Genomic DNA, 25,372 nt, shown 5'->3' on the forward strand with positions numbered 1-25,372 from the left:
CGATTAGAGGAAGCGTGAACAAAGTAACCAAGATTGGGGTGATTGGTGGTGGTCAGTTGGCTTGGATGTTGGGGCTGGCGGCCAAGGAAATGGGACTCTCGCTGTGGGTACAAACGTCTGCGGCAACGGATCCAGCCGTCGCGGTTGCTGCGGGGGTCTGCTATGGGGCGATCGCCGATGTGGCAACGACAGCGCAACTGGCTAAGCAGGTTGATGTGATTACCTTTGAGAATGAGTTTGTCGATCTCGAGGGGTTGCAGCGCCTTGAACAGCAGGGGATTTGTTTTTATCCCCGCCTTGCCTCCTTGGCTCCCCTCTTGAACAAGTACCAGCAGCGCCACTTTTTGCAACAACTGGGGATTCCTGTACCCGCCTTTGGCTATTTGGGCGATCGCCCGCCCAGCATTCCCTGTGTGATTAAAGCCTGTCGCCACGGCTATGACGGCCAAGGCACATTTGTCATCTCCGATGAGCAGGCATGGCAGCAGTTTCAGCAGCGTTGGCCAGAAATTCCGCCCCAAGGGTTTTTGGTGGAAGCCTTTGTGCCCTATGTCAAAGAACTGGCGATCATGGCAGCGCGATCGCCCCAAGGAGACATTGCCCTATACCCCGTGGTGGAAACGCAGCAGGTGGCTGCCATCTGTCGCTGGGTGATTGCCCCTGCCCCGGTTGACCCCCAAGTGAGTGAGCAAATTCAGCAGATTGCCCGCCAAATCCTAACGGCACTTGATGCTGTGGGTATTTTTGGCATTGAGTTTTTCCTCACAGCCACGGGTGAGGTACTCGTGAATGAAATTGCGCCCCGCACCCACAATTCTGGGCATTACACCATTGATGCCTGCGTCACGAGTCAATTTCAGCAGCACTTGCGCGCCATTAGTGGCCAGTCCTTGGGCAGTCCCGCCATGCAGGTACCGGCAGCGGTGATGGTAAATCTCTTGGGCTTAGCCGAACCGCAGGTTGACTATGGGGCAAAATGTCAGGTCTTGGCGGCTCTCCCCCACGCGAACCTTCACTGGTATGGTAAAAGTCAAACCTACGCGGGTCGCAAGTTGGGTCATCTTACAGTGCTGTTGGCAGAACCAGCGGCAGCCCTACCCATGATCCAGCACATTGAAGCCCTCTGGTATAGTACGCCTGTTGCTGTGTGACCGTTCCTGCTAATGCGTTCTCACTCCTTCCCTCAGCCCCTTGATCGCGCTGCTTTGAGTGTGTTCCTTGTGGTGCTGGTGCTGACCCTTTTGCTGTTGTGGGGGGGCGATCGCACCCAGGCCCAAGTGCGGGACTTTACGTGGCAAGACCGCGATGTGGGCGCCGACGATCGCGCCTTTATCCTCGCCTTTAATCGGCTGATGGATTGGTCATCGGTGGCGGCGCATCTCAAGATTGAGCCACCCCTTGAGGGCAAGGCCAGTTGGTCGGGGCGTCGTTTTGCCTACACGCTGACACAGCCGATTCCCTACGGTCAAACCTTCAAAGTCTCCCTCGAGGATGCCGTTTCTGTGCCCCAAGGGAAACCGATCAAACCCTTTCAGGGGCAGTTTCGTAGTCGTGATCGCGTGCTGGTCTATCTTGGCTCCGGGGTTGAAGAGGGGCGCCTCATCCTCTATAACCTGACGCTGCAACGGAAGATATTCCTTACACCTGCCAATCTACGGGTGTTTGACTTTCAGCCCTATCCTGCTGGCGATCGCATTCTCTTTAGTGCCGGTCAGCGCGGCGAGCAAATGGGTTTTGACCCCCAACTGTACACCGTGACTACCGGGCTATACTTCAATGCCCCTGAAACCCCCCGCCGGCAACCTCGACCCGTGGGCGAAATTTCCCTGATCCTTGACAATAGCGAGTATCAAAACCTGCGCTTTCAGTTGGCCAATGATGGCAGCAAAATCGTGGTTCAGCGGGTAAATCGTCTCCAGCCTGCGGATAGCTCCCTGTGGCTCCTCGATGAAAATTTTCAGCCTCGGCGGCTCAACCAAGCGGCTGCCGGTGATTTTCGCATTGCCCCCGACAACCAGCATTTAATCATTGCCCAAGGGCAGGGGTTAGCGATTGTGCCCCTAGAAGCCGGCAATGGTGAGAGTGACTTTGACTTTTTGCCCCAGTATGGCATGGTGCTGGACTTTAGCCGCGATGGCCGGCAAGTGGCAGCGGTGAAGTTTAACCCCAATTTCTCGCGATCGCTCTATGTGGTGGACATCTTTGGCGAGCATAGGGAACTGCTAACCATCAATGGCTCAATCATTGCCGGCCAATTTGACCCCAAGGGGGAATTTCTCTATGCCATCCTCACCCGCATTGAAGGGGAAGGCCATTACCGCGAAGTTCCCTATCTTGCCCTCTTTGATCTGAAAACCAAGGAACTGTTCAAGCTCAAAGATTTTGACCCGCAGCAGGAACTCTACCTCAGCTTGGCACCCGATGGCCGTACATTGGCCATTGACGCTGTTGAGGGACGGGAAATGCCCGATGTGGTGGATAATAGCGATCTGTATAGCGAGACTGCCCCTGTCAACCCCAGTCCCAGTGATCTGGCAGAACTGCCCACTGACCCCCAAGCACCCCCCCCGCCACCGCGTCAACTTCCCCCCCAACAACATCAAATTTGGCTTTTCCCCCTAGAATTAAATCAAGATAAAATTGTCGTTGGGATGCCAGAACCTTTGGCACCCGGCTTGCACGCACGGTGGTTACCCTAACATGGCAGCAGGAACGGGTCGGGTCGTCCTCAATCACTCCACTCACATTGAAGGTCTCATTCCCGTCTTGGAAAAATTGGCCAAGGTGGCAGGCATTAGTACCCTCACGCCCGGTGTCATTGCTTCCGTCAAAGGGAAATCCCCCCATCTGCATCTACGGGTGTCGGTGCCCATCAAAGGTGGGTTTAAGGTGATTGCGCGGCGAGGCAAAACGGTGCAGGAGGTGTTTGTCATTACCCAACTGAGTGAAGCAGAACTCAAGGCTGCTATTGATGCCGTGCTGGCTTCCAAATGATCCATGCTCAAATCCATTGGCCAACGCTTTGAACCCCTTGGGAATGACACCAGCCGCCTTGTTCTCAAACGCTTGGGAGAAGCGATCATCACGCTGCTGTTGGCCTCGGCGTTGAGTTTTGCCATTATGCAGTTGGCACCGGGCAACTATCTGGACAATCTCAAGGCGGATCCCCAAATTTCTTTGGAACGCTTGCAGGAATTGGAGCGGCAATTTGGTCTTGACAAGTCGCCCGTGGAGCAATACTTGCACTGGCTGTGGCAGATGATTCGCTATGGCAACTTTGGCACTAGTTTTGTCTACCAGCGATCGGTGGCCTCCCTATTGTGGGAGCGGGTACCCGCCACCCTCCTGTTGTCCGTAAGTTCCATTCTGCTCACCTGGGGATTAGCCATTCCCTTAGGTATTTGGGCAGCGGTGACGCAAGATCGTTGGAGCGATCGCCTGCTGCGGGTCATTAGCTACATTGGCCAAGGCTTTCCCAGTTTTATTACGGCTCTGTTGCTCCTGTTTCTGGCGCAAAGTACGCCTTTGTTTCCCGTAGGGGGCATGACCAGTTTGTTTTACGACGACCTCCCTTGGTGGGGCAAAGTTCTGGATATTGCTTGGCACCTGATTTTACCGACTATCGCCCTCACCCTCAGCAGTTTTGCGGGTTTACAACGGTTGATGCGGGGTAATTTACTAGATGTGCTGCGGCAAAACTACATTCAAACGGCACGAGCCAAGGGACTCCCAGAATCGCGGGTGATCTACGTCCATGCCCTACGCAATGCGGTGAACCCCCTCATTACCCTGTTGGGTTTTGAATTTGCCAGCCTCCTCAGTGGTGCTTTTATTGCCGAGTTTTTCTTTAACTGGCCGGGTCTGGGGCGCTTAATTTTACAGGCGGTAACTGCCCAAGATATTTACGTGGTCATGGCCAGCCTGATGATGGGGGCAGTGATGCTGATTATTGGCAACCTCCTTGCAGATTTACTCCTGAAATGGGCTGATCCCCGCATTCGGTAACCCCGCAGAACCCAATTTTTACAAAAATCTATAGAGAGGCAACAGCTGAGCAAGGCGCTGGCTGGGCTTTGAGGCAGTAGCACCAATGGAACCATGTACAATGGGGCAAAGAGCAGTTTGAGGCTAGTCAGCCATGGGTCTAAACGTGGTTCATCTAGTGGGTCGTGTCGGCAGTGATCCCGACGTTCGCTATTTTGAGTCGGGGAGTGTGAAGTGTCGGCTGACCTTAGCCGTGAATCGCCCCACCAAGGAGGATCAGCCCGATTGGTTTAACTTGGAAATTTGGGGAAAAACCGCTCAGGTGGCTGCTGATTATGTGCGCAAAGGAACGCTGTTGGGTATCAAGGGCAGTCTCAAGTTCGATCGCTGGCAAGACCGCAACACGGGGGCCGATCGCTCCTCGCCGGTCATTTTAGTTGACCGAATGGATATTCTCAGTTCCAAGCGGGATACGGATCCCAGTGCCGTGCCAGCGGGCTATGTGCCAGAAATGTAGGGATACAATTAGGTTGCCAGTGCGTCCAATATCATTGTCCCTATAGCTGCTGCCATGCCCAATCCTGCCCGCGATCTTTGGCAGTCCATGACTCAAACCGTCACCCAAGCGGTACAGACGGTACACTCTCGCTTTGATTGGCAACAGGTCTCCCTGCGGGAAAATGCCCGCACGCCCGAACTATGGGTGGAGTTCAAAGGTCAACGCCAAGTCTTTCCCTTGGTGGGCGATCGCTACATTCTTGGCCGCAGTCAGAGCCGCGCCGATATTATTGTCGATGCCGAAATTGTCAGTGGCACCCATGCCCGCCTCAAACGCCTCACCCCCACAGGGGTCTTTCAAATTCAGGATTTGGACTCCACCAATGGCCTCTATCGCCAACGCAAGCGACTGCAAACGGCTGAGCTACACCATGGCGATGTGATCACCCTTGGACCACCGGAGGTGAAAGGCGCCGTTACCCTCCACTTCCACAATCCGCCCCCGCTATGGGTTGCGGTTCTCACCTACAGCATTTGGGGAATTATGGGCATCAGTGCCCTTGGGATTGGCTTGCTGAGTGTGGAAGCCAACAAAGTGGCGGTGCGTCCCCTGCCACCCCTTGAGCAAGGCCCGATTATTCTCCTTGATCGCCAAGGGGAACTGATCAATCCAGTCGAAGATCGCCCCCACCGCGAACTCAAACGGCTCAATGAGTTTTCCCCTTACTTAGTCCATGGGGTCTTGGCCTCTGAGGATGTGCGCTACTACTGGCACTTTGGTGTTGATCCTCTGGGCATGGCGCGAGCGGTAGTTACCAACCTATTAACCCGCCAAACACGCGAAGGAGCAAGTACCCTATCCCAGCAGTTGGCACGTACACTCTTTCGTTCCCATGTGGGGATGGATGAGAGCCTCGGCCGCAAGTGGCGCGAAATGGCGGTTGCCCTCAAGTTGGAATTTTTCTACAGCAAAGATGAGTTGCTCTTGGCCTACCTCAACCGTGTCTATCTGGGTATGGGCAATCGTGGCTTTGAGGATGCGGCGCAATTCTACTTTGATAAGCCTGCCAAAGACTTGACACTCAATGAGGCCGCCACCCTAGTGGGGATTCTGCCGGCACCGAACCGCTTTAACCCGGTGCGCGACTACGATGCGGCGGTGGATTATCGCAATCGGGTCATTTTGCGCATGGTGCAGCAGGGCTACATCAGCAAAGAAGAGGGCGATCGCGCCCGTCGCTCCCGCATTGAAATTAGCCCAAAGGCGCGAGAATGGCTCAGCACCCAGCGCTTTCCCTACTACACCGACCATGTCTATCAAGAACTGGCTCAACTCCTTGGCGATGAACTCGCCCAAGAGGGCAACCTGATTGTGGAGACAGGCCTAGACCCCCGCTGGCAAGAACTGGCCGAAACCAGTCTGCGCAATTTTATCACCAGCACTGGCAGCGCCTATGGGGTTCATCAGGGGGGACTGATTACCCTGCGGCCGAGGGATGGTCTGATTCTTGCCCTCGTGGGTGGCGTGGATTACCAAAAAAGCCAGTTTAACCGTGCCACCCTTGCCCTGCGTCAACCGGGCTCCACATTCAAGGTGTTTGTCTATACCGAAGCCCTCCTGCAAGGCCATAGGGCTGGTGAAACCTTTTCCTGCGCGCCCGTCTTCTGGCAGGGGCAACAGTTCGAGGGCTGCCGTGGGGGGGGTGGTGCCATGGATTTAGCCACCGCCTTAGCCCTTTCGGAAAATCCGATTGCTTTACGTCTTGCCCAAGCCGTTGGTTTGGAGGCCACCATTCAATTGGCCAGAGCAATGGGGATTACGACGCCTCTGCAAGCGGTGCCCGGCCTTGTTCTCGGTCAAAGTGAGACGACCCTCCTTGAAATGAGTGGTGCCTTTGCCGTAATCGCCAATGAAGGACAGCGCATTCCCCCCCATGCCATTGTTTCGGTGCGCGATGGCGGTGATTGTAAAAGTACAAACGACTGGCAGACCTGTCGCCTGATCTATGCCGCGAGTGATGAAAGGCCTCAACGGGTGCTCGATCCAGCGATCGCCAATGAAATGACGCATTTGCTGACAGCTGTTGTCAGCCGGGGAACGGGTCGTGCCGCTGCCATTGGTCGTCCAGTCGCTGGCAAAACCGGCACTACCAATGATGGTCGCGATCTTTGGTTTATTGGCTATGTGCCCACTGCCGATGTTCTCACCGGAATTTGGCTGGGCAATGATGATAATAGTCCCAGCCAAGGCAGTAGTGGGTTGGCTGCTGCTCTTTGGGGCGAATATATGGGGCGTGCCCTAAATTAGAGTTCCTTGGGAAAGAAACGCACCGCTTGCGCGGCCACTTTCACAGGGGTACCAACGGGTAAATTCACAGCAAGGGGCTGGCGGGCATGGAAATCTTGACCGGAGGGCAGTTGAATGCAGTAGCGATACTCGCGACCAAGGAACTGGCGATCGCGAATCACAAAGCAGCTGGTTGCCGCAGTGTCTGGCTGCAATTGCACATCCTCTTCCCGAATCATCACCTCCCCTTCCCGCTTGGGGAGTGCTTCCGGCAGGGGAAACACGCCAACATCCGTGAGCACTTGAGAACCTTCAGCACAGGCGGGCAAAAAGTTGGCTTGGCTAATAAACCCAGCCACAAATCGCGAGGCCGGGCAGCAATAAATCTCCTCCGGTGTGCCCACCTGTTCAATTTTTCCTTTGCCCATAACGGCTAAGCGATCCGACAGACTCAGGGCTTCCTCCTGATCATGGGTCACAAAAATTGCCGTTGTCCCTGTGCCCTTGAGAATTCGGCGTAACTCTTCCCGCAGTTGCAGCCGCACTTGGGCATCCAGATTACTCAGGGGTTCATCCAGAAGAATCACCGCTGGTTGGGGGGCGATCGCCCGCGCCAAGGCAACTCGTTGCTGTTGGCCACCCGACAATTCATGGGGATAGCGCTTTTTCAGATCCGCCAGCTGCACTAGAGCCAAAACTGCTGCCACCCGCTCCTGAATTTGCTGCTTGCTCAGGCCTTGTTGTTGCAAACCAAAGGCAATATTCTCCGCCACCGTCAAATGGGGAAACAGGGCAAAGTCCTGAAAGACCATGCCCAAAGACCGTTGCTCAGGGGGCACAAAGACATTGGCCGCGGCCACACAGCGATCGCCTACCCTAATTTCCCCGGCATCGGGCGTGTCCAGACCCGCAATTAAGCGCAGTAAGGTTGTCTTGCCACAGCCTGAGGGTCCTAATAGACCCAGAATTTCCCCCTCCTGAACCCAGAGGCTGACATCGCGAATCGCAGCAAAGCGGCCAAAGGATTTATGTAAGTGCTCAACTTGGACGGCTGTTTGAAGCGTTGGCATTAGGGGAAGTGTGGTCATGATCACCCAGAAAGCGAACTGTCTGCAATCAGTAAAGCGAAGGAGCACCCACTGCATTAGGAATTATTTGCAGTACAGCCCTTTTCTAAAATATCGAGTACGTCAGGTAAGTGAAATGCTCACCCACACGTGCTTTCGCAGTGCTAAGCATATTCATCCCTGTGAAAAGGGCTGTAACTAGTGCTCCTCATATTCTGGCACAAAAGTCCTCGCTTGTTGCAGAGATTTTGCAATTGCTATGCTCGCTGCCTAGGTTGCCATCCGCATCTAACTAGCATTGAGAATGCGTTGCACAATTTGCAGACCCGTCACCGCCTGCCAACCAAAGAGGATCACCAGAAACAGGTTGAGGGTCATGTGCAGGGCTCGAGCCGTCTCACTGCCCTTTTGCATAAAGGGAACTAAGCTAGCGGAAAGGGCAATCAGAGCCGTCATGGTCAGACCCACAATCAAGTGGGGCCCGACAAAGAGCTTGCCATTATTGATATAGGTCACAGCCATACCGCCAATCGTGCCCATCACCATTAGGGCGAGTAAGATGGCGCCAACTTGGTGGTGTTTGACGTTCACCTTGGCTTGGATCAGCGCTTTCTTTTCCTCGCCACTGAGGGAGCGCAGGCGACGGGTTTGAATCCCTAAATACATGGCATAAAGTGTGAGCGCAAAAAGAATCCACATCAGCACCGGGTGGGCAAAGGTAATCACCGGCTTAAGAGGCTCAGGAATTTCAATCATTGTTTTCGTGAACAGAACTCGGCAGGCAAAGCATTCATCGAAAGTTTGCTTTTCATATCGTAATACAGCCCTTTTCTAAAATATGGCCTACACCAAGGGGGCGCGAGGCTTCCGTAATTTTGACTGCTGCCAGCGTGTTCCATCCCCGCGAAAAGGGCTGTAGGGTTTACCCATCTGTTCTAAAGATGACAAAACGTTAGACTGAGAGCAGGACCTCTCCTTCGGTGTGTCAATCCTTGGGAACACGATTTATGATGAAAACTTTTTGGCAACGTCTCAAATCTGTCACCGCCATTGTGGCAGTGGGGGTATTGATTGCCCATCTTATCCTTGATAGTGGTGCCGCATGGGCCGCCCGCAGTGGTGGACGTGTCGGAGGTGGCTCCTTTAGTCGTCCGGCGCCCACCCGTTCCTACGGTGCCCCCCGCAGTGATTACGGCGGCTATGCTCAGCCCGTTCCAGTCTATGGCGGTGGTTTTGGCTTTCCCTTCCTGATTCCCTTCTTTGGTTTTGGCGGTGGCTTTGGCGGCCTATTCACGATCATTATGATTGGTGTGCTGGCCAATATCTTGATCTCCACCTTCCGCAACTTCCGCAATAGCAGTGATGAGTCAGAAATCTACCAAGACAACCCCGTGGTCTCGCTACATACGCTGCAGGTGGGACTCCTCGCCCAAGCTCGCGAACTCCAAGAGGAACTCAATCAACTAGCCCTCACTGCCGATACCGCAACGCCCGAAGGTCTCACCAAAGTGCTTCAAGAGGCAACCCTTGCCCTGCTGCGCCATCCCCAATATTGGGTCTATGCCCATGCCAGTAGCCAAGAAACCAAGCTGTTGCAAGCAGAAACCGCCTTTAACCAACTGGCGCTTGCGGAGCGCAGTAAGCTGAGCGCTGAAACCCTCTCCAACTACCGCCGTGACATTAAGCAAACAGCGATCGCCCCCATTGTCAGCAATGATGTGGGTGAATATATTGTTGTAACTTTGGTGGTGGCTGCCACGGGTCGCTTGAAACTGCCCGCAGTCAATAATGACCTAGAGCTACGGCAAGCGCTGCAACAGTTGGGAGGCATTGGTAGCGATCGCCTACTGGCGGTCGAATTGCTCTGGCAACCCCAAGCCATTGGTGACACCCTCACTGCCGATGAGTTGCTAATGGCCTATCCACAACTGAAGCACCTCTAACCCCTAGGCCCCCTGAGCGGCTAAATGTACCGCGCCCCGCAATCCCACCTCTGGATTCGTAATCACTGCAACGTACAACTGCTCCATCAGGGGGCGAAATCGTCCCTTACTCACAAACCCTTGGCGAAACGTGCCATCGGTCATTTTCGGCAGAATTTTGGGGGCAATCCCTCCGGCAATCAGCACCCCCCCCAAGGGCAAACTTTTCAGGGCAAGGTTGCCAGCCTCTGCCCCATAGGCATCCACAAACATCCGTAAGGCTTCTGCACACAGAGGATCCCCCTCAAGGCCGTATTGACTGATCACGGCGGCGCGATCCTCCACCTCTGCCATGGCTGCTGCAACCACTGCTGATTCGGGAGCAAAGTGGACACTCTTGAGATACTCGTAAATTGCCACTAGCCCCGCGCCAGAAACCACCCGTTCCACAGAAACTCGCTCGTAGGTTTGCCACAAATAGCGCAATAGACCCATTTCCTGTTCATTGCGGGGTGGAAAGTCGGTGTGGCCACCCTCTAGGGGCATCACTTGGTAGCGATCGCCCTGCCAAATCATCAGTGCTTCCCCCAAGCCAGTACCCGCTCCCAATAGGGCAATAGGCGCTTGGGGACGCCGCGGCCGCTCCTGAAGGACAACAAAATCCGTCGGCGGTAATACTAATGCACCATAGGCTACGGCTGCAAAATCATTCAGCAGCGTCACGCAAGGGATCTGCAATGCCGTTTCTAATTCGGCACCACTGACCCGCCAGCCCAAATTGGTGACCTGAGCCACTTGGTCAATCACAGGCCCCGGAATCCCCAGACAAGCCCGCTGTGGATGGGCAGGACTCTCCTTGAGGAACGTTTGCAAAAGAGTTGTCAAGTCAGGGAAATCGCGGCTGGCGTATTTCGCCCTGTGAAGCAAATGCCAATCACTGCCCACCACATCCCATAACTCGATGAGAGTTTTTGTGCCACCCACATCGGCGCCAAGTACAACGGTCATTGCCCACCCCTTGCTAACTCACGCTATGGGCTAACACTCGCTGCATCACGAGGGCGTAGGCATCCTCAATGGCGCCCAAATCTTGGCGAAAACGATCTTTATCGAGAATGCGCTTTTTAGGATCACTTTCATCTTGATTCCAGAGGCGGCAACTGTCGGGACTAATTTCATCCGCTAAAAGAATCTCCCCCGTCGGACTGCGGCCAAACTCCAGCTTAAAGTCCACCAAGGTAATGCCACACTCCGCAAAAAAGCGACTGAGATGGGTATTGACGGCCAAGGCCATTTCCTTGATCGTTGCAACTTCCTCATCTGTAGCAATCTGCAATAGGCGCAGGCGATCGCCTGTAAGGAGCGGGTCACCAAGATCATCATTCTTGAGGTAAAACTCCACCAAGGGGGGATTGAGTTCTAATCCCAAGGGCAATCCCGTCTGCCGACAAAGGCTTCCCGCTGCCCGATTGCGCACCACCACCTCAAGGGGAATAATCTCTACTCGCCGAATGTGCATCTTGTTTGGCGCCACTTGAGCAATAAAATGGTTGGGGATGCCCTGAGCCGCCAGATACTGAAACAAATGGCTGGCGATCGCGCAGTTCATCACTCCCTTGTTTTGGATCGAGCCACGCTTCTGGGCATTAAAGGCGGTGGCCTCATCCTTGAACTCCGCCAGCAAGATGTCTGGATCCGCTGTGGCATAAATAATCTTTGCCTTGCCTTCGTACAAGGGAGAGAACTGAGTCATAAAAAGAGGTGCGTCTAAAAGCCAGATCTAGCCTAGCAAAGGCAGTCCCCCAATCCACAGCAGCTTGCTATAGGATAATCCCAATGGCTAAACCCCTCTTCGGCAAATTGGCATAGACTGACGGCAGGAGATAGATAGCGATGCCTCACTTCAGTAATCAACAGGCAGAAAAACTGGCAGAAATTGGTGCCTTCCTCCGCGAAAAGCGAGGGGAAGTGGGTCTAAGTCTTGAGGAGGTGGCCGCCAAAACGTTGGTGCGCCAGTCAATCCTTGCAGCCATTGAAAATGCCAACCTTGAGGAGTTGCCCGAACCCGTCTATACCCAAGGATTTATTCGCCGTTTTGCCGATGCCCTTGGCCTTGATGGCAAAAGTATTGCCGCCAATTTTCCAACAGTGGCTGACCCTGTGGAGCGCCCCGATAAACCCAGTCTTCCCAGGGGCGATATAGGTTGGCAGTTGCGCCCAATTCACCTCTACCTAATGTACTTTGCCCTCGTGGCAGCAGCAGTGGCTGGGTTGGCCTATCTCTTTCGTCCTCAAGCCCAAAGCATCACCGATTTAGCCCCCGCACCGACCCCTACCGCGTCCCCCAGTCCCACACCCACCCCCACAGCAGCGGCAACACCGACGCCCAGCCCCACGACCCCTGAAACGGTTGAGGTCAAGTTGTCCCTCTCCGATGCCTCGTGGCTCGAGGTGGAAGCCGATGGTCGAGTTGTCTATGCTGGTATTTTGGAGTCGGGAACAGAGCGCAGTTGGCAAGCCAAGGAGCGTTTAATTGTCCGCACGGGGAATGCTGGCGCTGTCAAGGTGAGTGTCAATAATGGTCCGTCCCAACCGATGGGGCAACTGGGAGAAGTGACAGAAAAAGAATTTCTTGCTAGTCAGGCCACTTCAGAGAGGGCAACCACGTCAACAGCACCGGAGCGTACCGTTTCCAACTAGGTCACCCTCAATGGATGCAGCAACCACCTATCAAGTGGGGGGCAGTTTACCGACCACATCGGCAGTCTATGTCCGACGGCAAGCGGATGCGGATCTGTTGGCTGCCCTGACCGCTGGTGAGTTTTGCTATATTCTCAATTCGCGGCAAATGGGCAAATCCAGCTTGCGGGTGCAAGTAACACAGCAATTGATCACAATGGGGTACCGCTGTGCTGCCCTCGACATTACCAAAATTGGCAGCCAAAATATTCAACCCGAGCAGTGGTATGCCAGCTTTGTGGGTGCCCTCATTCAGGGATTTCAGTTAACTGATGTGGTCTCCTTGCGCGCTTGGTGGCGCGATCGCCAGCTGGTGTCACCCATTCAGCGCCTCAGTGATTTCGTAGAAACAGTGCTGCTTGCCCACACCCGTGAACCCCTTGTCATTTTTATTGATGAAATTGATAGTTTGTTGAGTCTGCCCTTTTCCACCGATGATTTTTTTGCTTGGATCCGCGCTTGTTACAACCAACGGGCAGATTATCCCGAATATCAGCGCTTAACCTTTGCTCTCTTTGGCGTGGCCACCCCCGATCAACTGATTCAAGATAAGCAACGCACCCCCTTTAACATTGGTTGTGCCATTGATTTACAGGGATTTACCCTTGCGGAAGCCACCCCCCTACTCAAGGGCATTGCCCATCTTAGCGACAACCCCGATCAACTCTTGGCGGAAATTCTCAATTGGACGGGTGGCCAACCCTTCTTGACCCAAAAACTCTGTCGCCTGCTGCAACACCACGGGTCATTTATGCCGGCGTCAACCCTCTCCCATGAGTTAGCCCAGTTTGTCCAAGAGCATATCCTTCAGGATTGGGAGCGGCAAGATGAACCCGAACACCTCAAGACCATTCGCAATCGCTTGCTGGCCGATGAACAGCGCATCGGTCGTCTCTTGGGTCTCTATCAGCGGGTTTTAGAAACGGGGGGTATTCCCCTTGATGGCAGTAGTGAGCAGCGAGCCCTCGCTCTAACGGGATTGGTGTGCCAGCGCCAAGGCAAATTGCAGGTGTTTAACCCCATCTATGCCCAAGTTTTTGATGCCCAGTGGGTTGAGCAACAGTTGGCACAACTGCGCCCCTACAGTGAGGAGTTCCAAGCATGGCTGCGCTCTGGGGGCAGTGATAGCTCCCGTCTCCTGCGGGGACAAGCCCTTGAGGAAGCGTTGATCTGGGCCAGTGGCAAAAGCCTCAGTGATCTGGATTATCAGTATCTTTCTGCCAGTCAGGAGGCCAACCAGAAAGCGATTCAAGACACGTTACTGCTCGAGCGCCAAGAAAAGGAGACGATCAGTGCTGCCAACCGCATTCTCGAGGCAGCTCGCCAAAAAGCCAGTCGTCTGACCCGCCGCGCCCTCATGGCTCTTGGTATTGTTTCTGTGATTTCTCTGGGGGTAGCGGCAATTTTGGCAAAAACCTATGCAGATCTACAAGCCTCCCAAGAAAGTCTAGCCCTTGAGCAAACCAGTAATGATCTTCTGGAACAGTTTCAAGCCCAAGAGTTACCCGCCCTTTTAGCAGGTATTGAGGCAGGACGCCACTTAAAACGACTGGTGGGCGATCGCCCCCTGAGTCAATACCCTACGACGCGCCCCCTCTTTGTGCTTAATTTTCTCCTCGATCACATTCAAGCCCGCAACCAATGGCAGAGTGACAATACCCCCCTGATGGCGGCCTTTTTGACGGCTGATGGTCAGCAGTTCAGCATTAGTGAAAGCGGCGTTGTCGAATTTTGGCGAGTGAACGGCGAGCGACTGAGTGCCCAGTCTTTGGAGATTGGCAATGTCAAACTGGCACGGATCAGCCCTAGGGGCGATCGCGTGGGTCTGCTCAATAATAAGGGCGAAATTTCCCTGTGGCGTGTCGAACTGCAAAAACTTATCTTTGAACGGCGTTTGCCTGCCTTACCGATCAATAACTTTCGCTTTAGTCCAGAGGGGCAGGAGTTGGCGGCCACCACAACTACAGGGGATATGCTGCGTTGGAGCCTTGAAGGGGAATTACTGGCCACTATTCCCACCCCTAGCCAGAGTATCAATAGCTTGAGTTATGCCATCAGGGGCGATCGCTTGGCCACTGCCGATGAAGAAGGCTGGATTCGGGTTTGGTCTCGTCAGGGGGAACTGCTCCAAGCATGGCAAGTCCAAGCCGATCTTCCCGTTCCCCAAACCAGTTTGACCTATCTCAGCAATGGCCAACTGGCGACGGTAGGCAAAGATGGCACCCTCCGCCTTTGGAACACCAAGGGGCAACAAATCAATCAATGGCGTGTCAGTGCAGCCCCAGTGTATTTTGTGGGTACGTCTCCTGTGGGCTATCGTCTATTGACCCTGAGCACAGATAACACGATGCGTCTGTGGCAGCCAACGGGTGAACTGATTGCTGAGTTGGGGAGTCATGAACGCCTGATCAATACCGTCAGCTTTAATCCAACGGGGTCAGTGCTCCTCAGTAGCGATCGCGGGGGGCAAATGACGCTGTGGTACCTCGATCATCACCGCACGGAACACTGGTTTGCCGATCAAGAAAGTATTTGGACAGTGGCCTTAGATCCCCAAGCAGCCACAGTGGTCACGGGGGGCAAAGATGGTCGCGTCAAGTACTGGCAACGGGATGGCACGCTCCTTGCCACAACCCCAGTTCTCGATCCTCAAGGCATCAACCAAGTGCTCTTTAGTCCCAGCGGCCAACGGGTAGCGATCGCCACCAAAGGGGGAAAATTAGTGATCTGGAACCTTGCGGATCGCTCCCAGCAAATCTGGCAACTGCCCATCGAGGCTACCCTCTACACCGTGTCCATAGATCCCCAACGACGGTACTTAGCCGCAGGCGATGAAAAAGGCACCATTTATCTTGTTGACCTCCAGCGGCCAGAGAACATTCAAAAGCGCAAAAGTGAAGGGGAAATTTGGAGCCTCAGCTTCCATCCGACACTCCCCCTGCTGGCGAGTACGGGGTCTGCGGGCACAATTGAGGTCTGGAATTTTGAGGGCGATCGCCTTGCCTATCGCCTGAACCCTGATGCAGGATGGCTGGCCAGTCTTGAATTTAGTGCCAACGGCCAATTTCTAGCGGCGGCTGGCGAAAGTGGCTCCGTCTATTTGTGGTCAATTCACGGCAAGAATGCCCCCAGCAACCCCCGTGTGTTTCGTGCTCACCAGCGCAGTATTGTCAGTCTCGGTCTTAGCCCCGATGGTGAAATGATTGCCACCGCCTCCCCCGATCGCAGTGTGCGGGTTTGGAACCAAAGAGGCCAGCTCATTACACTGATTGATCGTATTTCTGCCATTCCCTACAGCGTTGATGTGAGTGGCCAAGACGAACTTTATGTGGCGATTGGTACCGAGGATGACGAGGTCTTGATTAGCCCGCTGGCCACCCTAGGACAGTTATTAACCAGCGCCTGTGACTGGCTCAAGGACTACCGTCAACAAAATCCCGATGTTGCTCAAGCCTGTCCCTAAACGCTTGCAAGGGAAGCAAGGGGATTCGGAACCTCCTCGCTGGTGAATTGCCCCATCAGCACATACTCCAAGCGCAGCTTCAGCCACTGAATAAATTGCTGGTTGGTGGAGATAATGGCTGCGGCGGGCTGTGGACAACGCGCCTTCTGTTCAGCAAACTGGGGCTGCTCTAAAAACGCCGGCTCGGGCACCAGCCAAAAATCAATCTCTTTGCCTTGCTCCCGATAGTGACGCTGTCGCTCGCGAAACACTTCCTCAAGGGGTTCTTCCTCAGTCAAAAACTTTTTGCTTGCGAGAATGTAATAGTACGTCGCCATAGGGATCTATGCAAAACCACAACATATTCTATACAGTCCTCAGCTTAGCATAGGGGGAACCCCTGCCTCCATAACACTCTAGTTCTGAAGTTTTCTGAGGTTTCTGGTCGGAGCGATCGCTCTTCCTAGCCCATGCACCGCGACTCCCTCTTTTACCAACTGTTTGCCCAGCTGCCCCAAACCCTCTTTGACCTCTTGGGCAGAGACACACCGCAGGGGTATCGTTTTGAATCCGTGGAACTCAAGCAAACGGCCTTTCGCATTGATGGCGTCTTCGTGCCCCCCGACCCCTCGGGAATAGTCTATTTTTGTGAAGTGCAGTTTCAGCGGGACAACACCTTCTACGAACGATTCTTTGCGGAAATCTTTCTCTATCTGCGGCTGTATCGTCAAACCTTCTCTGATTGGCAAGCGGTGGTTATTTATCCCAATCGCCAAGCAGAACAAGAGTGTTTTGAGCCGTATCAATTGTTAGTGAATAGCGATCGCCTGCGTCGGGTCTATTTGAATGAACTCGGTTCACTTGAGGCGTTGCCATTGAGCCTAGCCCTGATGCAGCTCACCGTGTTACCCGAAGCAGAAATGCCGACAGCAGCACGGTTGCTGGCAGAGCGCACTCGCACAGAGGCAGTGCCAAGGCCAGAAGCCATAATGGAGTTAATCACAACCATTGTGCTCTACAAGTTCACCAAGCTGAGTCGCGAGGAGGTACTGCGCATGCTGGGGTTTACCACTGAAGAACTAAAGCGGACGCGATTTTATCAAGAAGTGTATGCTGAGGCACGAGAGGAAGGGCGACAAGAGGGGCGACAAGAGGGGCGACAAGAGGGGCGACAAGAGGGACGAGAAGAAGGACGGCAAGAAGGATTGCAGCAAGGAGAAGCAGCCGTTGTCCTACGGCAGTTAAGGCGGCGGTTTGGTAGTGTGCCCAATGACCTTGAAGAACGGATTCGTCAGCTCTCTCCCGATCAAATCGAAGCGTTGGCAGAAGCACTCCTAGACTTCACTGGTCTAGAGGAAGTGTTTGCGTGGCTAAATCGCTCTTCCTAGCCCATGCACCGCGACTCCCTCTTTTACCAACTGTTTGCCCAGCTGCCCCAAACCCTCTTTGACCTTTTGGGCATAGACACCCCTCAGGGGTATCGTTTTGACTCCGTGGAACTCAAGCAAACGGCCTTTCGCATTGATGGCGTCTTCGTGCCCCCCGACCCCTCGGGAATAGTCTATTTTTGTGAAGTGCAGTTTCAGCGGGACAACACCTTCTACGAACGATTCTTTGCGGAAATCTTTCTCTATCTGCGGCTGTATCGTCAAACCTTCTCTGATTGGCAAGCGGTGGTTATTTATCCCAATCGCCAAGCTGAACAAGAGTGTTTTGAGCCGTATCAATTGTTAGTGAATAGCGATCGCCTGCGTCGGGTCTATTTGAATGAACTTGGTTCACTTGAGGCGTTGCCATTGAGCCTAGCCCTGATGCAGCTCACCGTGTTACCCGAAGCAGAAATGCCGACAGCAGCACGGTTGCTGGCAGAGCGCACTCGCACAGAGGCAGTGCCAAGGCCAGAAGTCATAATGGAGTTAATCACAACCATTGTGCTCTACAAGTTCACCAAGCTGAGTCGCGAGGAGGTGCTGCGCATGCTGGGGTTTACCACTGAAGAACTAAAGCGGACGCGATTTTATCAAGAAGTGTATGCTGAGGCACGAGAGGAAGGGCGACAAGAGGGGCGACAAGAGGGGCGACAAGAAGGATTGCAGCAAGGAGAAGCAGCCGTTGTCCTACGGCAGTTAAGGCGGCGGTTTGGTAGTGTGCCCAATGACCTTGAAGAAGGGATTCGTCAGCTCTCTCCCGATCAAATCGAAGCGTTGGCAGAAGCACTTCTAGACTTCACTGACCTAGAGGAAGTGTTTGCGTGGCTAAATCGCTCTTCCTAGCCCATGCACCGCGACTCCTTGTTTTACCAACTGTTTGCCCAGCTGCCCCAGACCCTCTTTGACCTCTTGGGCAGAGACACTCCTCAGGGGTATCGTTTTGACTCAGTCGAGTTGAAGCAAACCGCCTTTCGCATTGATGGCGTCTTCGTGCCCCCTGACCCCTCGGGAATAGTCTATTTTTGTGAAGTGCAGTTTCAGCGGGACACTACCTTCTACGAACGATTCTTTGCTGAAATCTTTCTCTACTTGCGGCTGTATCGTCAAACCTTCTCTGATTGGCAAGCGGTGGTTATTTATCCCAATCGCCAAGCAGAACAAGAGTGTTTTGAGCCGTATCAATTGTTAGTGAATAGCGATCGCCTGCGTCGGGTCTATTTGAATGAACTCGGTTCACTTGAGGCGTTGCCATTGAGCCTAGCCCTGATGCAGCTCACCGTGTTACCCGAAGCAGAAATGCCGACAGCAGCACGGTTGCTGGCAGAGCGCACTCGCACAGAGGCAGTGCCAAGGCCAGAAGTCATAATGGAGTTAATCACAACCATTGTGCTCTACAAGTTCACCAAGCTGAGTCGCGAGGAGGTGCTGCGCATGCTGGGGTTTACCACTGAAGAACTAAAGCGGACGCGATTTTATCAAGAGGTTTATGCTGAGGCACGAGAGGATGGATTACAGCAAGGATTACAACAAGGACTACAGCAAGGACTACAGCAAGGACTACAGCAAGGACTACAGCAGGGATTGCAACAAGGATTGCAACAAGGACTACAGCAAGGAGAAGCAGCCGTTGTCCTGCGGCAGTTAAGGCGGCGGTTTGGCAGTGTGCCCAATGACCTTGAAGAACGGATTCGTCAGCTCTCTCCCGATCAAATCGAAGCGTTGGCAGAAGCACTTCTAGACTTCACTGACCTAGAGGCAGTGTCTGATTGGCTCGATCACTCCGCCTAAGAATACTGCCTCGCGTGTTGATCTATTTGGGTTGACATGCCCTAGACCCAAGAGGGGTAACATCGGCTGTTAAAATTTGTGATGGACTATCCATACGTGCAGCATTTTTGCCCTTAGGAGAGAACTGATTTGAGCGAAGCAGCCGTTGCCATTGTCACTGGTGCCTCACGGGGAATTGGTCGGGCGATCGCCCTCGAACTGGCGAAAGAAGGAGCCACGGTAGTGGTTAACTACGCCCGTTCTGCTGAAGCTGCCCTTGAAGTGGTGCAAATGATTGAACAGCAAGGGGGAACAGCGATCGCGATTGCTGCCGATGTATCTATCCCTGAGCAGGTCGATACCCTTGTGGCCAAAACGGTGGACACCTATGGCCGCGTCGATGTGCTGGTCAACAATGCCGGCATTACCCGCGACACGCTGCTGCTGCGCATGAGCCTCGAGGATTGGCAGGCGGTGATTAACCTGAACCTGACGGGGGTCTTCCTGTGTACCCGTGCGGTGAGTAAACTGATGCTCAAGCAAAAGCGGGGACGAATTATCAACATTGCTTCGGTAGCCGGGCAAATGGGCAACCCTGGCCAAGCCAACTACAGTGCTGCCAAAGCAGGCGTGATTGGGTTTAGCAAAACTGTGGCCAAAGAACTCGCCAGTCGGGGCATTACCGTGAATGCCGTTGCCCCCGGTTTTATTGCCACTGAGATGACCGCTGGACTCAAGGCAGAGGACATTCTTAAATTCATTCCCCTAGGGCGGTATGGCGAACCCACAGAGGTGGCAGGGATGGTGCGCTTTTTGGCCTTGGATCCGGCAGCCGCCTACATTACGGGGCAAGTCTTCAATGTGGATGGTGGTATGGTGATGGCCTAGGCGCCTTGGAGTAGTGCAGCAACCCATGACCGACGCGATTACCCTCCCCAGTCAATACGATCCCAAGCAAACCGAGGCCAAATGGCAACAGCTTTGGGAAAGCAGTGGTGTCTTTCACGCCGATCCCAACCACCCTGGCAAGCCCTATTGCATTGTCATTCCGCCTCCGAATGTCACCGGCAGTTTGCACATGGGTCACGCCTTTGAGCACGCCCTGATTGATGTGCTGATTCGCTATCACCGCATGATTGGTCGCAACGTCCTCTGGCTGCCGGGGACAGACCATGCCAGTATTGCTGTTAGCACGATTTTGGATCAACAGTTGCACGCGGAGGGCACCAACCGCTTTGCCTTGGGACGAGAGGCCTATCTGCAGCGGGCTTGGGCGTGGAAGGAGTCATCGGGCAATACGATTGTCGGCCAAATTCGTCGCTTGGGACTGTCGGTCGATTGGTCGCGCGAACGCTTCACCATGGACGAGGGGTTGTCGCGGGCGGTGCTGACCGCCTTTAATCGCCTCTATGAAGCAGGGCTGATCTATCGCGGTAAGTATTTGGTGAACTGGTGCCCCGCCAGTCAATCGGCAGTCTCGGATTTAGAAGTGGAAAACCGTGAAGTACAGGGGCATCTCTGGCATTTTCGCTATCCGCTGACGGATGGCTCAGGATATTTGGAGGTGGCGACGACCCGGCCAGAAACGATGCTGGGAGATACAGCGGTGGCGGTTCACCCTGAGGACGATCGCTATCGCCATTTGATTGGCAAAACGCTGCGGCTTCCCCTGATGAATCGGGAAATTCCCATTATTGGCGATCCCTTAGTAGATCCGACCTTTGGCACCGGCTGTGTGAAAGTCACCCCAGCCCACGATCCCAATGATTTTGTCATGGGGCAACGCCATCACCTACCCATGATTAACCTGATGAATAAGGATGGCACCCTCAATGAGAATGCTGGCGAGTTTGCAGGTCTGGATCGCTTTGTGGCGCGTAAACAGGTGGTGGCTCGCCTAGAGGCAGAGGGCTTTTTGGTACGGGTGGAGGACTATAAACACACCGTTCCCTATAGCGATCGCGGCAAAGTCCCCATTGAACCGCTCCTCTCTACTCAATGGTTTGTGAAAATTCGTCCCCTCGCGGATGCTACCCTCAAGGCACTGGATAAAAAGCACTCCCCCCGCTTTATCCCCGATCGCTGGGCAAAGGTCTATCGCGATTGGCTGGTGAACTTACGGGATTGGTGTATTTCACGGCAACTGTGGTGGGGGCATCAAATTCCCGCTTGGTATGTGGTCAGTGAAACCGAAGGCAAAGTGCGCGATGACACGCCCTTTGTGGTGGCCATGGATGAGGCCGCTGCCCGCGCCAAGGCGATCGCCCAATTTGGCAAGGAGATTCAGCTCCAGCAGGATCAGGACGTACTGGATACGTGGTTTTCCTCTGGTCTATGGCCCTTTTCTACCCTCGGCTGGCCCGATGATACGCCAGACTATCGCTGCTATTACCCCAACACCACCCTTGTGACCGGGTTTGACATCATCTTTTTCTGGGTGGCGCGGATGACTATGATGGGGCAGTACTTCACGGGTAAAATCCCCTTCCGCGATGTCTATATCCACGGCTTGGTGCGGGATGAAAACAACAAGAAAATGTCCAAGTCTGCCAACAATGGCATTGACCCGCTGATCTTAATTGAAAAATACGGTACTGATGCGCTGCGCTATAGCTTGGTCAAGGAAGTGGTGGGCGCCGGTCAGGATATTCGCTTGGCCTACAACCGCAAAACCGATGAATCGGCAACCGTCGAGGCGGCTCGCAACTTTGCCAACAAGCTCTGGAATGCCTCTCGCTTTGTGTTGCTGAATCTAGAGGGACAAACCCCCAGCCAGTTGGGGACACCACAGCGGCGGGACTTGGCGGCCAGCGATCGTTGGATTCTCAGTCGCTACCACACGGCCATTCAAACCACCCGCGAACGCATTGAAAGCTATGGCCTTGGGGAGGCGGCTAAGGGACTCTACGAATTCATCTGGGGGGATTTTTGCGACTGGTACATTGAACTGGTGAAACCCCGTTTGCAAGGGGAAAACACCAAAGCTAAGCGCACGGCGCAACAGGTGCTAGCCACGGTTCTCGATGGTATCCTGAAGCTGCTCCATCCTTTCATGCCCCACATCACCGAGGAAATTTGGCACACGCTGCATCAGGTGGGAGACAGTGAAGTTTTAGCGGTACAACCCTACCCGAAAGTGAATCGCCGCGCCATTGACCCTGACCTTGAAGCCCAATTTAGCCTTTTGATTGAAACCATCCGCACCCTTCGCAATCTGCGGGCAGAGGCAGGGATTAAGCCGGGATTGTATATTACGGCCTTGATTGAGGCCAGTGCTGAGGAAGCACCGATCTTTGAGGCTGGGGCGGCAGATATTCAACACCTAGCGCGCCTTGAGTCGCTAACCATTGGCACCGGCCTGCAAATTCCGCAGCAGGTGTTTAGTGGTGTGGTTGGCAAAAGCGAGGTGCTCATTCCCCTAGCGGGGGTCGTGGATGTGGCGGCCTTGGTGGCCAAACTCCAGCAGGAGGGCGATCGCCTGACCAAAGACATTCAATCTTTAACGGCTCGCCTCAACAACCCCAATTTTGTTAACAAAGCCCAACCAGAGGTGGTGGCTACGGCTCAGGCGCAACTGACCGCTGCCCAACAGCAACTCGCGATTATTCAGCGCCGACTCCAGTCGCTAAGTGCCGATGCCTAAACCCAACCCTGATCAGTAGAAAACAGCACCGCAAGCAGTTGAAGCCTACTTGTGTGATCGCTCGCCTCATTAACGTGCAATAAAAAATAGGGGGGTGTTTCCCCCCCTAAAATGGACTGAGAAAATCTCAGCCTCAATAGCGATAGCCGCCGTAGCCGCTGTTGGCCTGATTGGGCTTGTAGACAATAAAGCCCATCACTTGGCACTGCTTGATATTGTCAAAGGCCACCACCCGGATAAAGCAGTTAGGATACTCCGAGCGGCACTGCTGCACCTCGTTGAGCACCTCTTGGGCATTGGTGCAGTTAAACAGGGGCAGCTTCCACATCGTCCAGTAGTGAATCTCAGCATCAGAGGTTTCGTTGAACTCTACGCAGGGGTGGTAACCCTGATCAATCGCGTACTGGATTTGCCGCATAATTTGGGCATCACTGAGGGGAGGCAGGTAGGAGAAAGTTTCGTAACGACGCTCTTTGGGCAGTGTTTTCATAGGTTCCTCAATTGGTTCACAGTCAACAAATTATTCAGGAGTTTCTGGATGGCTGCTCTCAACATTGGCTTCCGACACTTGGGTCATCCGCTCCAGTTGTTGACAGCGTTGTTGCAAGTTGGCCTGCTGGATGCCCGCACGTAACATTTCTGGTAGATAGTCCGCCACCATTTCCGCGAGATGTTCACGTACCGTGAGGATGCGAAAACCGAGATCGGGCTGTTCGCGAAAGAGGGCTTCCAAGTAGCGTTCGCCATCTTGGACACTTTCTTGACTCGTGAACTGGTGTAGCCAGAGCGATCGCGGTGGATCGGTTTCGGCCAGTTGCCCAATCACGGTTCGCACGGCCTGATAGGTGAGATAACTCATCAGGGTTTTGGTGGTTTGCTTCGCAATGTGCTTGACATCCATAGACCTACGGGGAAATCGTTGCCGTAGCTCCGATTGAACCCCAACTGCACCACCTAGATCGTGTCTTGCGCTTCAAACTCGAACTTGATTTCTTTCCAGAGTTCGCAGGCAGCAGCCAGTTCTGGACTCCAGCGAGCGGCTTCGCGGATGATGTCGCTGCCTTCGCGCATCAGGTCACGACCTTCGTTGCGGGCTTGGATGCAGGCTTCAAGGGCGACCCGGTTCGCAGTTGCCCCCGGTGCATTCCCCCAAGGGTGACCAAGTGTGCCGCCCCCAAATTGCAGCACAGAATCATCACCAAAAATGTCCACCAGTGCGGGCATGTGCCAGACGTGAATGCCACCAGAAGCCACCGCCATCACTCCTGGCATCGAGGCCCAGTCTTGGGTGAAGTAAATGCCACGAGAGCGATCCTGCTCAATGTAGTTTTCCCGCAACAGATCGATAAAACCAAGGGTGATGGCTTTATCCCCTTCCAGCTTACCGACAACGGTACCGGTGTGGATGTGGTCACCACCAGACATCCGCAAGCACTTGGCCAAGACCCGGAAGTGGATGCCGTGGTTTTTCTGACGGTCAATCACAGCGTGCATAGCGCGGTGAATGTGCAGTAGCATGCCATTGTCACGGCACCATTTGGCCAAGGTAGTGTTGGCAGTGAACCCCGCGGTCAGGAAGTCATGCATGATGATGGGCATTTCCAGTTCTTTGGCAAACTCTGCCCGCTTCAGCATTTCCTCGCAAGTGGGAGCGGTTACGTTGAGATAGTGGCCTTTGATTTCGCCAGTTTCGGCCTGGGCTTTGTGAATGGCATCGGCAACGAAGAGGAAGCGATCGCGCCAGCGTTGGAAGGGCTGGGAGTTGATGTTTTCGTCATCTTTGGTGAAGTCCAGACCACCGCGCAGACATTCATAAACGGCACGGCCATAGTTTTTCGCCGACAGACCTAGTTTCGGCTTGATCGTGCAGCCCAAGAGGGGACGACCATATTTATTCAATTTGTCGCGCTCCACTTGAATCCCGTGGGGTGGCCCTTGGAAGGTTTTCAGGTAAGCCACCGGAATCCGCAGGTCTTCTAGACGCAGCGCTTTGAGGGCTTTGAAACCAAACACGTTCCCCACAATGGAGGTCAGCATGTTGGTGACGGATCCTTCTTCAAAGAGATCCAGCGGGTAGGCAATGTAGGCGATGAACTGATTATCTTCACCCGGCAGGGGTTCGATGTCGTAGCAGCGACCTTTGTAGCGATCCAAGTCGGTCAGCAGGTCGGTCCACACGGTGGTCCATGTCCCTGTCGAGGATTCTGCGGCAACGGCGGCGGCAGCTTCCTCAAAGGGCACGCCCGGCTGCGGGGTCACACGAAAGGCCGCTAGAATATCAGTGTCTTTGGGAGTGTAATCAGGGGTGTAATAGGTCAGGCGGTAGTCTTTTACCCCTGCCTGATACCCAGCTTTCTGGGATTTGGATTGCGTATAGGCCATAGACGTTTTTCCTCTTTAACAGTTACTGTGCCGAATAGAGCAATCTCTACGGGCAACCTTTGCAATGGGTAGTGTGAACGCTACGATTCCCCCAAAATGGGGCAAAATTGAGCAATGCAAAACTCAGCGAGATGATGCAACCATCCGCAAGCCTGTGATATCGTCGTAGGTCTTATGCTTAAGCATCAGCTTAGTTGATACCCAATGCAAT

Annotated in this window: 22 protein-coding genes; 14 read left to right on the plus strand and 8 right to left on the minus strand. The window is 54.0% G+C overall.

Annotation, left to right across the window (positions count from 1 at the left end; all coding sequences use genetic code 11):
* Positions 1 to 14 precede the first annotated feature (14 nt).
* From RHH81_RS11855 to RHH81_RS11880, 6 genes are all read left to right on the plus strand, one after another.
* Entirely contained in the window at positions 15 to 1,151 is a 1,137-nt protein-coding gene (locus RHH81_RS11855) for a 5-(carboxyamino)imidazole ribonucleotide synthase (RefSeq protein ID WP_302678390.1), read from the plus strand.
* A gap of 12 nt (positions 1,152 to 1,163) precedes the next feature.
* On the plus strand, positions 1,164 to 2,699 hold the full coding sequence (locus RHH81_RS11860; RefSeq protein ID WP_310743098.1) for a hypothetical protein: 1,536 nt from the start codon (positions 1,164 to 1,166) through the stop codon (positions 2,697 to 2,699).
* Between the two features lies 1 nt (position 2,700).
* The gene (locus tag RHH81_RS11865) at positions 2,701 to 2,994 is read left to right on the plus strand and encodes a DUF2103 domain-containing protein (RefSeq protein ID WP_206200345.1); all 294 of its coding nucleotides are present in this window, start codon (positions 2,701 to 2,703) and stop codon (positions 2,992 to 2,994) included.
* Positions 2,995 to 2,997: 3 nt separating this feature from the next.
* A complete protein-coding gene (locus tag RHH81_RS11870; protein WP_206200346.1) occupies positions 2,998 to 4,005 on the plus strand; it encodes an ABC transporter permease in 1,008 nt (335 codons plus the stop codon).
* A gap of 133 nt (positions 4,006 to 4,138) precedes the next feature.
* Entirely contained in the window at positions 4,139 to 4,501 is a 363-nt protein-coding gene (locus RHH81_RS11875) for a single-stranded DNA-binding protein (protein ID WP_206200347.1), read from the plus strand.
* 54 nt (positions 4,502 to 4,555) lie between these two features.
* Positions 4,556 to 6,790 (plus strand): transglycosylase domain-containing protein, encoded by a 2,235-nt coding sequence (locus RHH81_RS11880; RefSeq protein ID WP_310743099.1) that lies wholly within the window; start codon positions 4,556 to 4,558, stop codon positions 6,788 to 6,790.
* On the opposite strand, the gene RHH81_RS11885 is transcribed toward RHH81_RS11880, so the two are convergent.
* Positions 6,787 to 7,857: an ABC transporter ATP-binding protein gene (locus RHH81_RS11885; RefSeq protein ID WP_206200349.1), complete on the minus strand. Its 1,071-nt coding sequence runs from the start codon at positions 7,855 to 7,857 to the stop codon at positions 6,787 to 6,789. The genes RHH81_RS11880 and RHH81_RS11885 overlap by 4 nt on opposite strands.
* A gap of 267 nt (positions 7,858 to 8,124) precedes the next feature.
* Positions 8,125 to 8,592 (minus strand): DUF4079 domain-containing protein, encoded by a 468-nt coding sequence (locus tag RHH81_RS11890; protein ID WP_206200350.1) that lies wholly within the window; start codon positions 8,590 to 8,592, stop codon positions 8,125 to 8,127.
* 251 nt (positions 8,593 to 8,843) lie between these two features.
* Here RHH81_RS11890 and RHH81_RS11895 point away from each other — a divergent pair, with 251 nt between their 5' ends.
* Entirely contained in the window at positions 8,844 to 9,779 is a 936-nt protein-coding gene (locus tag RHH81_RS11895; protein ID WP_310453637.1) for a DUF1517 domain-containing protein, read from the plus strand.
* Positions 9,780 to 9,782: 3 nt separating this feature from the next.
* Here RHH81_RS11895 and RHH81_RS11900 read toward each other — a convergent pair whose 3' ends face one another.
* Both RHH81_RS11900 and purC read right to left on the minus strand, forming a co-directional pair.
* Entirely contained in the window at positions 9,783 to 10,766 is a 984-nt protein-coding gene (locus tag RHH81_RS11900; protein WP_206200352.1) for a glucokinase, read from the minus strand.
* Between the two features lie 13 nt (positions 10,767 to 10,779).
* Positions 10,780 to 11,511 (minus strand): phosphoribosylaminoimidazolesuccinocarboxamide synthase, encoded by a 732-nt coding sequence (gene purC / locus RHH81_RS11905; protein WP_302677432.1) that lies wholly within the window; start codon positions 11,509 to 11,511, stop codon positions 10,780 to 10,782.
* Positions 11,512 to 11,651: 140 nt separating this feature from the next.
* Here purC and RHH81_RS11910 point away from each other — a divergent pair, with 140 nt between their 5' ends.
* Positions 11,652 to 12,458 (plus strand): helix-turn-helix domain-containing protein, encoded by an 807-nt coding sequence (locus tag RHH81_RS11910; protein ID WP_302677431.1) that lies wholly within the window; start codon positions 11,652 to 11,654, stop codon positions 12,456 to 12,458.
* Between the two features lie 10 nt (positions 12,459 to 12,468).
* Positions 12,469 to 15,960, plus strand: a complete 3,492-nt coding sequence (locus RHH81_RS11915) for an AAA-like domain-containing protein (RefSeq protein ID WP_206200355.1) — start codon at positions 12,469 to 12,471, stop codon at positions 15,958 to 15,960.
* Here RHH81_RS11915 and RHH81_RS11920 read toward each other — a convergent pair.
* On the minus strand, positions 15,957 to 16,277 hold the full coding sequence (locus RHH81_RS11920; RefSeq protein WP_011057339.1) for an MgPME-cyclase complex family protein: 321 nt from the start codon (positions 16,275 to 16,277) through the stop codon (positions 15,957 to 15,959). The genes RHH81_RS11915 and RHH81_RS11920 overlap by 4 nt on opposite strands.
* A 132-nt stretch (positions 16,278 to 16,409) precedes the next feature.
* Between RHH81_RS11920 and RHH81_RS11925 the strand changes: the two genes are divergently transcribed.
* The 5 genes from RHH81_RS11925 (at position 16,410) to RHH81_RS11945 (ending at position 22,779) form a co-directional block, all read left to right on the plus strand.
* Positions 16,410 to 17,327 carry an Rpn family recombination-promoting nuclease/putative transposase gene (locus tag RHH81_RS11925; protein WP_206200356.1) on the plus strand — a complete coding sequence of 306 codons (918 nt, stop codon included), beginning with the start codon at positions 16,410 to 16,412 and terminating at the stop codon, positions 17,325 to 17,327.
* 3 nt (positions 17,328 to 17,330) lie between these two features.
* A complete protein-coding gene (locus RHH81_RS11930; protein ID WP_206200357.1) occupies positions 17,331 to 18,212 on the plus strand; it encodes an Rpn family recombination-promoting nuclease/putative transposase in 882 nt (293 codons plus the stop codon).
* A gap of 3 nt (positions 18,213 to 18,215) precedes the next feature.
* Positions 18,216 to 19,157 (plus strand): Rpn family recombination-promoting nuclease/putative transposase, encoded by a 942-nt coding sequence (locus RHH81_RS11935; RefSeq protein WP_310743100.1) that lies wholly within the window; start codon positions 18,216 to 18,218, stop codon positions 19,155 to 19,157.
* A gap of 129 nt (positions 19,158 to 19,286) precedes the next feature.
* Complete coding sequence (gene fabG, locus RHH81_RS11940) at positions 19,287 to 20,024, plus strand: 3-oxoacyl-[acyl-carrier-protein] reductase (RefSeq protein WP_206200359.1); 738 nt, start codon at positions 19,287 to 19,289, stop codon at positions 20,022 to 20,024.
* 25 nt (positions 20,025 to 20,049) lie between these two features.
* The gene (locus RHH81_RS11945) at positions 20,050 to 22,779 is read left to right on the plus strand and encodes a valine--tRNA ligase (RefSeq protein WP_310743101.1); all 2,730 of its coding nucleotides are present in this window, start codon (positions 20,050 to 20,052) and stop codon (positions 22,777 to 22,779) included.
* Between the two features lie 133 nt (positions 22,780 to 22,912).
* On the opposite strand, the gene RHH81_RS11950 is transcribed toward RHH81_RS11945, so the two are convergent.
* Genes RHH81_RS11950 through RHH81_RS11960 form a run of 3 tightly spaced genes read right to left on the minus strand, consistent with a single transcriptional unit; the run spans position 22,913 to position 25,161 of the window.
* The gene (locus RHH81_RS11950; protein ID WP_206200361.1) at positions 22,913 to 23,269 is read right to left on the minus strand and encodes a ribulose bisphosphate carboxylase small subunit; all 357 of its coding nucleotides are present in this window, start codon (positions 23,267 to 23,269) and stop codon (positions 22,913 to 22,915) included.
* 30 nt (positions 23,270 to 23,299) lie between these two features.
* Positions 23,300 to 23,680 carry a RuBisCO chaperone RbcX gene (gene rcbX, locus RHH81_RS11955; protein ID WP_206200362.1) on the minus strand — a complete coding sequence of 127 codons (381 nt, stop codon included), beginning with the start codon at positions 23,678 to 23,680 and terminating at the stop codon, positions 23,300 to 23,302.
* A 53-nt stretch (positions 23,681 to 23,733) separates the two neighbouring features.
* A complete protein-coding gene (locus tag RHH81_RS11960; protein ID WP_149819787.1) occupies positions 23,734 to 25,161 on the minus strand; it encodes a form I ribulose bisphosphate carboxylase large subunit in 1,428 nt (475 codons plus the stop codon).
* Positions 25,162 to 25,372: the final 211 nt, after the last annotated feature.

This window comes from Thermosynechococcus sp. PKX95, assembly GCF_031583295.1.
Lineage (GTDB): Bacteria > Cyanobacteriota > Cyanobacteriia > Thermosynechococcales > Thermosynechococcaceae > Thermosynechococcus.